Below are 10,243 nucleotides of genomic sequence, written 5' to 3'. Positions count from 1 at the left end.
TCATGCTGCCCGAAATGCTCAGCGCGCTGCCCGCCGGCATGCTCTTCGTCGTGGTCACGACCATCACGCCCGGCCCCAATAACACCATGTTGCTGGCTTCAGGCGTCAACTTCGGTTTTCGCCGCACGGTGCCGCACATTCTCGGCATCAGCGCGGGCGTAGTCGTGCTCATGCTCTCGGTTGGCTTCGGGCTTGGCCAGGTGTTCCGGCACATTCCGTCGCTCTATACCGTGCTGGAGGTCGCAAGCATTGCGTATCTGCTGTATCTCGCATGGAAGATCGGCACCTCGGGCGACATCAAGGTGAAGAGCGGCGAACACCGACCCATGCGCTTTCACGAAGCCATCGCGTTCCAGTGGGTCAATCCCAAAGCCTGGATGATGGTGCTCACGGCCGCCACCACGATTCGCCTTTCAACGAATTTCGGCACCAATACGATGGCGATGGCCTTCCTGTTCTACGTGATCGGCCTGCCCTGCATCTGCATCTGGGCCGCGTTCGGCACCAGCATGCGGCGCTTTCTGTCGAATCCGCGGCGGCTGCGCGCTTTCAATATCTTCATGGCGCTTTCGCTGCTCGTTTCGCTGTATCCGATGTTCGCGCACCTGCTTCAGCGTTAAAACGACCTGCCGCCTTTCCCCGGTTCAAACGCTACAATCGCAACCGGGGAACATGGGCGGCGGAGTCACACATTGTCTGAGTTTGAAGCGGGTTTTATTCTCACCCGCCATTGGCGCGATACGGGCGAACACACCGAGGTCGACTTCTGGCTCGCGACCGACGCGGGGCCGCGCCAGGTGCGTCTGCGCCCCCAGCCTTCTGTCGCGTTCGTGCCGGCCGCTCAGGAAGCAGCGGCCCGCGCTGCGCTAAAGGGCGACGCACGCGCTGAGCTTCGCCCGCTCAATTTGTGCGACTTTCAGCGCCGCCAGGTGCTCGGGCTCTACTCGCCGCAATATCGCGCCCTGGCGGGGCACGCAAAGCGTCTCGCCAAAGCGGGCGTCGACGTCTACGAATCCGATATCCAGCCGCCGGACCGTTACATGATGGAGCGGTTCATCACCGCGCCTGTGCTGTTTCGCGGCGACGCGGGTGGCACGACCGAAAGCGGTGTGCTGCTCGACGGCGAGATGAAACCCGCCAACGGTTATCGCCCGCAACTGAAACTGGTGTCGCTCGACATCGAAACGAGCGCGCAGGGCGAGCTTTATTCCATTGCGCTCGAAGGCTGCGGACAACGCCAGGTCTACATGCTCGGCCCCGCAAACGGCGACGCGAGCCAGATCGATTTCGACTTCGAGTACTGCGAAAGCCGCGCGCGGATGCTTGAACGCCTCAACGCGTGGATGGCGGAGCACGATCCCGATGCGATCATCGGCTGGAATCTCGTTCAGTTCGATTTGCGTGTGTTGCACACCCATGCCCAGCAAACCGGCGTGCCCCTGCGTCTCGGACGCGGCGGCGAGGTCATGGAGTGGCGCGAGCACGGCATGCGGGAGAATCATTTCTTCGCGGGCGCCGCGGGCCGCCTCATCATCGACGGCATCGAGGCGCTGCGCTCGGCCACGTGGAGCTTCCCATCGTTCAGCCTCGAATACGTCGCGCAAGCGCTGCTCGGCGAGGGTAAATCGATCGACAACCCGTACCAGCGCATGGACGAAATCCAGCGCCGCTTCGACGAAGACAAACCCGCGCTGGCCAAATACAACCTCAAGGACTGCGAACTGGTCACGCGCGTCTTCGAGAAGACCGAGCTGATTGCTTTTTTGCTCGAGCGCGCATCCGTGACGGGGCTTCCCGTGGATCGCAGCGGCGGCTCAGTCGCTGCGTTCACGCATCTGTATCTGCCGAAAATGCACAGGCTCGGCTACGTCGCGCCGAATATCGGCGATGTCGTGGGCGAAAACAGCCCCGGCGGCTTCGTCATGGACTCTCGCCCCGGCATCTACGATTCGGTGCTCGTGCTCGACTACAAGAGCCTCTACCCTTCGATCATCCGCACGTTTCTGATTGATCCCGTCGGGCTCATCGAAGGCCTGAGCGATCCTGGCGACGAAGCTTCCGTGCCCGGTTTTCTCGGCGCGCGCTTTTCGCGCGAGAAGCACTGTTTGCCAGACATCGTGCGCCAGGTTTGGGAAGGCCGCGAGCAGGCGAAGCGGCAGCACAACGCCGCGCTTTCGCAAGCGCTCAAGATCATCATGAACGCGTTTTACGGCGTCCTCGGCTCAACGGGATGCCGCTTCTTCGACCCGCGTCTCGCTTCTTCGATCACGATGCGCGGGCACGAGATCATGCGCAGAACGCGTCAGCTCATCGAGGCACAAGGCTACGACGTCATCTACGGCGACACCGACTCGACCTTCGTCTGGCTCAAGCACGCGCACAGCGAGGCCGATGCCACTCGAACCGGCAAGCAGCTCGTCGAGCACGTCAACGCATGGTGGAAGGCTGAACTAGAAGGACGCTTCGGTCTCCAAAGCGCCCTGGAATTGCAGTTCGAACGCCACTACTCGCGCTTTCTCATGCCCACCGTGCGCGGCGCGGAAGAAGGCAGTAAAAAGCGCTACGCGGGCCTCTCGCTCGCCAAGGATGGCCGCGAGGAAGTCGTGTTCAAGGGCCTCGAAACGGTGCGCACCGACTGGACGCCGCTCGCTCAGGAATTCCAGCGCGAACTGTATCGGCGCATTTTCCAGCGCGAGCCCTATGTGGAGTACATCCGCGACTATGTGCGGCGCACGCTCAATGGCGAAATGGACGACCAGCTCGTCTACCGCAAGCGCTTGCGCCGGCCGCTTGTCGAGTATCAGCGCAATGTGCCGCCGCACGTTCGGGCCGCGCGCGTCGCGGACGAGTTCAATCGCGCGAAAGGCCGCCCGCTCCAGTATCAGAACGGCGGCTGGATCAGCTACGTCATGACGACGGCCGGCCCCGAGCCGCTCGAAACGCTGAGTTCGCCGCTCGATTACGCGTTCTATGTGAGCCGCCAGCTACAGCCCGTTGCGGACGCGATTCTGCCTTTCCTGCGCGATGATTTCGATACACTGATGTCGGGGCAGCAGAGTTTGTTCTAAACGCGCACGCCCTATCGCGCGCGCTCGATAAACCGCCACAGCGCGTCGTCCGTCGAATACGGCGCGTTGAAGCGAAACCACGCGCCGGGTTCGTCGTCGGGCCGGAAATAGGAGCCAGGCGCCAGCCAGATGCCGTCGCGCAGCGCCGCCGTGGCGATCGCGCCCGCCCGTTCGGGTTCGATGGCAAGACGTGCCCACACGAAAAGCCCCGCGCGCGGCCGGTGGAAAATCTCCAGCCCCAACGCATCGAGCCGCTCCTCCACGCAGGCATGCGCCGCCTTCAGCCGCTCGTTGACGAGTTCGACATGCCGCGCGTGGCGCCCTTCGAGCAAGACCTTGTCGACCATGCGCTCGATGGTCGACGACGAGGTGAGCCCCACGGCCATCTTCGCGCGCGCCAGTTCGCGCAGCACGTCGCGCTCGGCGACCACATAGCCGCAACGCAGCGAAGGCGTGACCGTCTTCGAAAAGCCGCTGACGTAAAGCACGCGCTGCAAGCCTTCCATCGCCGCGAGCAACGGGGCGCCCGGCGGCGCAAGCTCGCGGCTCACGTCGTCTTCCACGACCCACATGCGCTGGCGCTCGGCGATCTGCAGCAAGCGGAACGCGTTGGCCATCGTGAACGTCGCGCCAGTGGGATTCTGCAACGTCGTGTTCACGAAGATCGCCTTGGGCTGGTGCGCCGCCACCTGGCGTTCGAGCGCTTCGATGTCGAGCCCGGCGGGCGTGCGCGGCACGCCGTGCACCGTGAGCCCCGCGAGCTTGAGGATCTGCAGCAGATTGCAGTAGCCGGGGTCTTCCACGAGCACCGTGTCGCCGGGCCGCAGCAGCGTGCGCACGATGAGATCGAGCCCTTGCGTCGCGCCCTGCGTGAGCAACACGTTCGACACCTCGACCGGCAGCCCCTGCCGGTCCAGTTGCGCCGCGATGCGCTCGCGCAGCGGCGCGTAGCCGTAAGGATGCCCGTAGTCGCCCAGACGCACGGCCGGCACCCGGCTCATGGCGCGCAAGGCGTGCTGCAGGCCGCTTTCGTTGATCCACTCGCCCGGCACCCAGCCGCAGCCCGCCTTGATCGGCACCGAATGGTCGGCGAATACGTCGGAGAGCAGCCACGTGGCCGTGAGCGTGGGCGGCTGCCAGCCCGCCGCGCTCGCGCGCGCCGACTCGTTGCGGGGCGCCACACGGTAGCCCGAGCCGCGCCGCGCGATCACGAAGCCCATCGACACGAGACGGTTGTACGCCTCGGTCACTGTATACGTGGAGAGTTCGTGCGTTTGCGCGAGCTGCCGCACCGAGGGCAACAGCGCCCCGGCGCGCAGCGATTGCGCTTCGATAGCGCGCGTGAAGCCCTGTACAAGCTGTTCGACGAGCGTTGTCGTGACGCCGCGGCCGCGCTCCAGTTCAAGTTCGATCATCGGGAAAGCAAGCGTATAGTGCGAGGGAAAACCCGTACGATTCGAGCGCCGACCAATACAGTTGGCGAGAATTGTCCAGCACGGTTTGCAGATCAGTATAGAGACTGTCTATGCCGCCGTTCAAGCCTCGGCGCTACAGTTGAGCCAAACCCACCTGAGGAGAAGCACGCATGACTTCGCGCCCTGTCATCGACGATCTCTCGTCGTTCTGGATGCCCTTCACCGCCAATCGCCAGTTCAAGGCCGCTCCGCGCCTGCTCGAATCGGCCAAGGGCATGTACTACCGCACGACCGACGGCCGCGAAGTGCTCGACGGCAGCGCGGGCCTCTGGTGTGTGAACGCGGGCCACGGGCGTGAGGAAATCGTCGCGGCGATCGCCCAGCAGGCGGCGACGCTCGACTACGCTCCGACCTTCCAGATGGGCCACCCGCTCGCGTTCGAAGCGGCCCAGAAGATTGCCGAAATCATGCCGGCCGGGCTCGACCGTGTGTTCTTCACGAACTCCGGCTCGGAGTCGGTCGACACCGCGCTCAAGATCGCGCTCGCCTACCATCGCGCACGCGGCGAAGGCCAGCGCACCAAGCTGATCGGCCGCGAGCGCGGCTATCACGGCGTGGGCTTCGGCGGCATCTCCGTGGGCGGTATCTCGCCGAACCGCAAGGCGTTCTCGGGCCAGTTGCTGCCCGCCGTCGATCATCTGCCGCATACGCACAATCTCGAACACAACGCGTTCTCGAAGGGCCAGCCGGCCTGGGGCGCGCATCTCGCGGAAGACCTCGAGCGCATCGTCGCGCTGCACGACGCCTCGACCATCGCCGCCGTGATCGTCGAACCCGTGGCGGGCTCGACGGGCGTGCTGATTCCGCCGCAAGGCTATCTGCAGCGCCTGCGCGAGATCTGCACGAAGCACGGCATCCTGCTGATTTTCGACGAGGTCATCACGGGCTTCGGGCGTCTTGGCAAGGCCACGGCCAGCGAGTACTTCGGCGTGACGCCCGACATCATCACGATGGCCAAGGCGATCAACAACGCCGCCGTGCCGATGGGCGGCGTGGCCGCGAGCCGCACGATTCACGACACCGTCGTGAACGCCGGCGCACAGGGCGCAATCGAGCTGTTCCATGGCTACACGTATTCGGCGCACCCGCTCGCCGCCGCCGCTGCGATTGCGACGCAAGACCTGTACCGCCGTGAAGGCCTGTTCGAGCGCGCCGCCGCGCTCGCGCCCAAGTTCGAGGCCGCCGCCCACGCGCTGCGCGGCGAGAAGCACGTGAAGGACGTACGCAATCTCGGCCTCGTTGCCGGCATCGAACTCGACTCGCGCGATGGCGCGCCGGGCGCGCGCGCTTACGAGGTATTCGTGAAGTGCTTCGAGGCGGGCGTGCTGATCCGCTACACGGGCGACATTCTCGCGTTCTCGCCGCCGCTCATCGTGACCGAAGAGGAAATCGCGCGCCTGTTCGGCACGGTGCGCGACGTGCTCGCCACGGTGCAGTAACACGCACGGCGCGAGCCCTCGCTCGCGCCTGCTTTCATTTGGTAATGCGCCGCAAGGGCGGCCCGGGGTCGGGCCGCCTTTTCTTTTTTTCCGCGAGGGTCAGCATCGAGCACGGAACGCGCCGTCGGCGTATCGTTGCCCTATCCGCCATAGCAAATACGATTGCGGCGAGCGTGCATCGACCGACGTACGCTGCGCCAGGAGGGAATTTCATGAAGATGCCAGTCCGCATCGGCACGCATATCGAGGGCGTCCACTGGATCGCCGAGTATGTGGAAAACACGCATCAGATCCGCGTGTTCCGCGATGGCCGCGTGGTCGACACGATCCCCGCGCCCGCGGCCATGTTCGGCGAAGAACGCGACGCGGGTTCGGCCAGCGACGCCGCGAGCCGCGCCGAGGAAGCCGCGCTGCTCGCCTGCCTGCGCCGTTATGTGGCCGACGTGCAGCCGGAAGAATAGGAGTCTTTAGCAACACCGCACCTGCCCCAGCAAGGAGAGCGCGCCGATGAACGAGCGCAACGATCACTTCCCGCCGCAGCTCATCGAAACCGACGCGCTCATCATTGGCGCAGGACCGGTGGGCCTTTTCCAGGTGTTCGAACTCGGTCTGATGGAAATACACGCGCACGTAGTGGACTCGCTGCCCGTGGTCGGAGGCCAGTGCGCCGAACTCTACCCCGACAAGCCGATCTACGACATTCCCGCGGTGCTCATGTGCACCGGGCAACAGCTCGTGGATTCGCTGATGAAACAAATCGAGCCTTTTGGCGCGACGTTCCATCTCGGCCAGGAAGTGCAGATCGTCGAGCCGCGCGCAGACGGCCGTTTCTTCGTGCAGACGAGCAAAGGCACGCAGTTTCTTGCGAAGACGGTGTTCATCGCGGCAGGCGTGGGCTCGTTCCAGCCGCGCACGCTCAAGCTGAGCGGCATCGAGCGATACCGCGACACGCAGCTGTTCTATCGCGTGCGCGATCTCGAGCGCTTTCGCGACAAGGACATCGTGGTGTGCGGCGGCGGGGATTCGGCGCTCGACTGGGCGCTGCAACTCGTGGATGTTGCGCAGAGCGTGATCCTGCTGCATCGGCGCGAGGGCTATCGCGCGGCGCCCGCCACGGTCGCGAAAATGCACGCGCTATGCGAGGAATGGCGCATGCAGTCGATCGTCGGCCAACTGACCGGCTTCGACGAGGAAGGCGGCAAGCTTATGCGCATCAAGGTAACCGGCGGCGACGGCGTCACGCGCGCGCTGGATCTGGATTATCTGCTCGTGTTCTACGGCTTGTCGCCGCAACTCGGGCCGATCGCGCAATGGGGCCTCGAAATCGAACGCAAGCAGTTGCCGGTGGATACGGCGCGCTTCGAAACGAGCGTGCCAGGCATCTTTGCCGTCGGCGATATCAATACGTATCCGGGCAAGAAGAAGCTGATTCTCTCAGGCTTTCACGAAGCCGCGCTCGCAGCTTTCGGCGCGGCGCATCATGTGTTTCCCGAGAAGAAAATTCATCTGCAGTACACAACGACCAGCACGCGCCTGCACAAGGTGCTCGGCGTAGAGTCGCCAGTGTTCGACTGAGCGCGGGGCGAGCGCCCCGCGTTTTGTCACCACACGATCAGGCCTTTTCGTCGTCCTGCTCGCGGAAGATGCGGTCGGCCAGATGGAACGCCGAATTCGCCGCCGGCACGCCGCAATAAATCGCCGTTTGCAGCAGCACTTCCTTGATCTCGTCGCGTGTGACGCCGTTGTTGCGCGCGGCGCGCAGATGCAGCGCGAGTTCCTCGCTGCGGTTGAGCGCGACCATCATCGCGATCGTCAGCAGGCTGCGCGTGTGGCGCGGCAGGCCGTCACGCGTCCAGATCTCGCCCCATGCGTAGCGCGAGATGAAGTTCTGGAATTCCTCGGTCACTTCCGTGCGGTTGGCGAGCGAGCGATCGACGTGTGCGTCGCCCAGCACCGCGCGGCGCACCTTCATGCCCGCTTCGTAGCGCTCTTCGTCGTTCATCACGCCCCCAGCAGGAAATCGACCACGATCTTGTTGTACTCGTCCGCCCGTTCGACGTTCGAGATGTGCGCGGCGTTCAGTTCGACATAGCGCGCGCCGGGCACCGATTCGGCCAGTTCGCGCCCTTGTGCGGGCGTTGCAGCCAGATCGTGCGTGCCCGAGATCACGAGCGTGCGCGCCTTGATCGACGGCGCCTCGCCGCGCAGGTCGGCGGCATTGATCGCTTCGCAGTTCGAAGCGTAGCCGTCCTTGTCGGTATGCACGAACACGTCGCGCACTTGCGACATCACGAGCGCATTGTTCGCGATGAATTCGGGCGTGTACCAGCGCGGCAGCACCGCTTCGGCAAGCGCGAGCATGCCTTCGCTGCGAGCCTTCGCCGCACGCGGCACCCACACTTCCGGCGAGCCGATCTTCGCGGCCGTATTGCACAGCACGAGGCGATCGATACGGTTGGCGTAACGAGCGCCCAGGCCGACGCCGGTCAGGCCGCCCATCGAAACGCCCGCGAAATGCGCGCGCTCGATGCCGAGCTGGTCCATCAGGCCGATCACGTCGCCGGTCAGTTGCTCGATCGTGTACGGGCCCTGCGGCGCCGCCGAGTGGCCGTGGCCGCGCGTGTCGTAGCGCAGCACGCGAAAGTGCTTCGTGAACTCGACGATCTGCGGCGTCCACATCGACACGTCGCTCCCGAGCGAATTCGACAGAACCACCCACGGCGCCGAGCGGTTCTCCGCACCGTCGATGCGGTAGAACAAATGCGTGTCGTTGACGGCTGCGTAAGGCATGCGTGTTACTCCTCGTGTGTCTTCTATGATCAATGGGACGTGCGTTGCTTTGCATTCGCTTCATACGACGCGAGCACCGCGTCGACGAAGGCGTGCGCCTGCCCCACGTAGTTGGCCGGATCGAGCAGCGCCTTCAGGCGCGCTTCGCCCAGGTGTTGGGTCACGGCGGGCTCCGCCGCGAGGACTTCGTACAGCGTGCGGCCGCTCTGGACCGCCGATTTCGATGCGTGCTCAACGAGATGATGCGCGTCCAGACGACCGATCTGGTCGCCGAGCGCGAGCATCACCGCTTCGCCGAGTATGAGGCCATGCGTGACGTCGAGATTCGCCGCGAGGCGTTCGGGCCGCACTTCGAGCCCAGCCGTAATCTGTTCGATCTGCGCGAGCGCGCCGCCAGCGAGTCGCGCGAGATCGGGCAACGCATCCCACTCGGCTTGCCAGCCGCCGAGCGCGCGCTCGTGCTCCTGAACCATGCCAGCGAACACGGTTGCGACGAGGCCCGGCGCGCGCGTGGCGGCCGTCAGGACTGCTGCGCAACCCACGGGATTGCGCTTGTGCGGCATGGTCGAGGAACCGCCCTTGCCCGCCGCAGCCGGTTCGCCCAGCTCGCCGATTTCGGTCTGCATCTGCAGGGAGATATCGCGCGCGATCTTGCCGAGCGTGCCGATGAGCATGCCGAAGAACGATGCGGCTTCGGCAATGCGGTCGCGCTGCGTGTGCCACGGCAACGCAGGCGATGCGAGATCGAGTTCTTGCGCGAGTGCGGCGCTCACCTTGGGCGCGGCGTCGCGCAAGCTTGCGAGCGTGCCAGCCGCGCCGCCAAACTGCAGCACGAGCGCACGCTCGCGCAACACAGCCAGGCGTTCGCGATGACGCAGCATCGCGTCGAGCCATTGCGCGAACTTCAAGCCGAGCGTGATGGGCAGCGCCTGCTGGAGCCACGTGCGCCCCACGGCGGGCGTCGCGCGATGCGTGCGCGCGAGGTCCGCGAGCGTCGCGCACAGCGCGTCCAGGCCGCGCTCGATCAGCACGAGCGCGTCGCGCAACTGCAGCACGGTGGCCGTATCGATGATGTCCTGGCTCGTCGCGCCCCAGTGAACGTACTTGGCGGCTTCGGGGTCGGCGGACTTCACGCGCGCCGTGAGCTGCTTGACGAGCGGGATCGCCAGATTGCCGCCCAATGCGGCGTCGCGTGCGAGCGCCGGCGCGTCGAGCTGGTCCGCCGCACAGGCCTCGACGATCGCGGCCACCGCCGACTGCGGAATCACACCATGCGCGGCACAGGCGCGCGCGAGCGCCGCCTCGACGTCCAGCATGCGTTGCAGCGTGGCATCGGGAGACCAGACCGCGTTCATCGGTTCGGTCCCGCAGATCAGGCTCGTGAGACGTTCAATCATGGAATGTGGCGCGTAGAAAGATGCACGCGTTCAGATAGTACAAATGGAACGAAGCGGGCGCGGCAACCGTCGAC

The 10,243-nt window shown here is 65.0% G+C and carries 9 protein-coding genes; 5 read left to right on the top strand and 4 right to left on the bottom strand.

The genetic code is table 11. The features are described from left to right. The first annotated feature begins 2 nt into the window (after positions 1-2). Together VSR72_RS14310 and VSR72_RS14305 are read left to right on the top strand one after the other, a co-directional pair. Positions 3-620 carry a LysE family translocator gene (locus VSR72_RS14310; RefSeq protein WP_342952990.1) on the top strand — a complete coding sequence of 206 codons (618 nt, stop codon included), beginning with the start codon at positions 3-5 and terminating at the stop codon, positions 618-620. A gap of 72 nt (positions 621-692) precedes the next feature. Then, complete coding sequence (locus VSR72_RS14305) at positions 693-3,068, top strand: DNA polymerase II (protein ID WP_342952989.1); 2,376 nt, start codon at positions 693-695, stop codon at positions 3,066-3,068. An 11-nt stretch (positions 3,069-3,079) separates the two neighbouring features. On the opposite strand, the gene VSR72_RS14300 is transcribed toward VSR72_RS14305, so the two are convergent. Continuing rightward, positions 3,080-4,483 carry a PLP-dependent aminotransferase family protein gene (locus tag VSR72_RS14300; RefSeq protein ID WP_342952988.1) on the bottom strand — a complete coding sequence of 468 codons (1,404 nt, stop codon included), beginning with the start codon at positions 4,481-4,483 and terminating at the stop codon, positions 3,080-3,082. 170 nt (positions 4,484-4,653) lie between these two features. On the opposite strand from VSR72_RS14300, the gene VSR72_RS14295 reads away from it, so the two are divergent. From VSR72_RS14295 to VSR72_RS14285, 3 genes are all read left to right on the top strand, one after another. Beyond that, positions 4,654-5,982: an aspartate aminotransferase family protein gene (locus VSR72_RS14295; protein ID WP_342952987.1), complete on the top strand. Its 1,329-nt coding sequence runs from the start codon at positions 4,654-4,656 to the stop codon at positions 5,980-5,982. A 212-nt stretch (positions 5,983-6,194) separates the two neighbouring features. Further along, positions 6,195-6,443 carry a hypothetical protein gene (locus VSR72_RS14290; RefSeq protein ID WP_342952986.1) on the top strand — a complete coding sequence of 83 codons (249 nt, stop codon included), beginning with the start codon at positions 6,195-6,197 and terminating at the stop codon, positions 6,441-6,443. A 46-nt stretch (positions 6,444-6,489) separates the two neighbouring features. After that, positions 6,490-7,557: an NAD(P)/FAD-dependent oxidoreductase gene (locus VSR72_RS14285; protein ID WP_342952985.1), complete on the top strand. Its 1,068-nt coding sequence runs from the start codon at positions 6,490-6,492 to the stop codon at positions 7,555-7,557. 37 nt (positions 7,558-7,594) lie between these two features. Here VSR72_RS14285 and pcaC read toward each other — a convergent pair whose 3' ends face one another. The 3 genes from pcaC to VSR72_RS14270 are packed head-to-tail and all read right to left on the bottom strand — an operon-like array spanning position 7,595 to position 10,169. Then, positions 7,595-7,984: a 4-carboxymuconolactone decarboxylase gene (gene pcaC, locus VSR72_RS14280; protein WP_342952984.1), complete on the bottom strand. Its 390-nt coding sequence runs from the start codon at positions 7,982-7,984 to the stop codon at positions 7,595-7,597. Further along, entirely contained in the window at positions 7,984-8,772 is a 789-nt protein-coding gene (pcaD, locus tag VSR72_RS14275; protein WP_342952983.1) for a 3-oxoadipate enol-lactonase, read from the bottom strand. The genes pcaC and pcaD overlap by 1 nt, the downstream gene beginning before the upstream one ends. Positions 8,773-8,801: 29 nt before the next feature. Next, positions 8,802-10,169, bottom strand: a complete 1,368-nt coding sequence (locus tag VSR72_RS14270) for a 3-carboxy-cis,cis-muconate cycloisomerase (protein WP_342952982.1) — start codon at positions 10,167-10,169, stop codon at positions 8,802-8,804. Between the last annotated feature and the right edge of the window lie 74 nt (positions 10,170-10,243).

This window comes from Paraburkholderia sp. JHI869, assembly GCF_038900775.1.
In the GTDB taxonomy this organism is placed as follows: Bacteria; Pseudomonadota; Gammaproteobacteria; order Burkholderiales; family Burkholderiaceae; genus Paraburkholderia.
The sequence above is the reverse complement of the archived record's forward strand: the minus strand, read 5'-3'. Positions and strand labels throughout refer to the sequence as shown.

Bases quoted from the DNA above. Each gene is read 5' to 3' on its own strand.
- VSR72_RS14270 (WP_342952982.1), bottom strand. From the start codon at position 10,169: ATGATTGAACGTCTCACGAGCCTGATCTGCGGGACCGAACCGATGAAC.
- VSR72_RS14290 (WP_342952986.1), top strand. From the start codon at position 6,195: ATGAAGATGCCAGTCCGCATCGGCACGCATATCGAGGGCGTCCACTGG.
- VSR72_RS14295 (WP_342952987.1), top strand. From the start codon at position 4,654: ATGACTTCGCGCCCTGTCATCGACGATCTCTCGTCGTTCTGGATGCCC.
- pcaD (WP_342952983.1), bottom strand. From the start codon at position 8,772: ATGCCTTACGCAGCCGTCAACGACACGCATTTGTTCTACCGCATCGAC.
- pcaC (WP_342952984.1), bottom strand. From the start codon at position 7,984: ATGAACGACGAAGAGCGCTACGAAGCGGGCATGAAGGTGCGCCGCGCG.
- VSR72_RS14310 (WP_342952990.1), top strand. From the start codon at position 3: ATGCTGCCCGAAATGCTCAGCGCGCTGCCCGCCGGCATGCTCTTCGTC.
- VSR72_RS14285 (WP_342952985.1), top strand. From the start codon at position 6,490: ATGAACGAGCGCAACGATCACTTCCCGCCGCAGCTCATCGAAACCGAC.
- VSR72_RS14300 (WP_342952988.1), bottom strand. From the start codon at position 4,483: ATGATCGAACTTGAACTGGAGCGCGGCCGCGGCGTCACGACAACGCTC.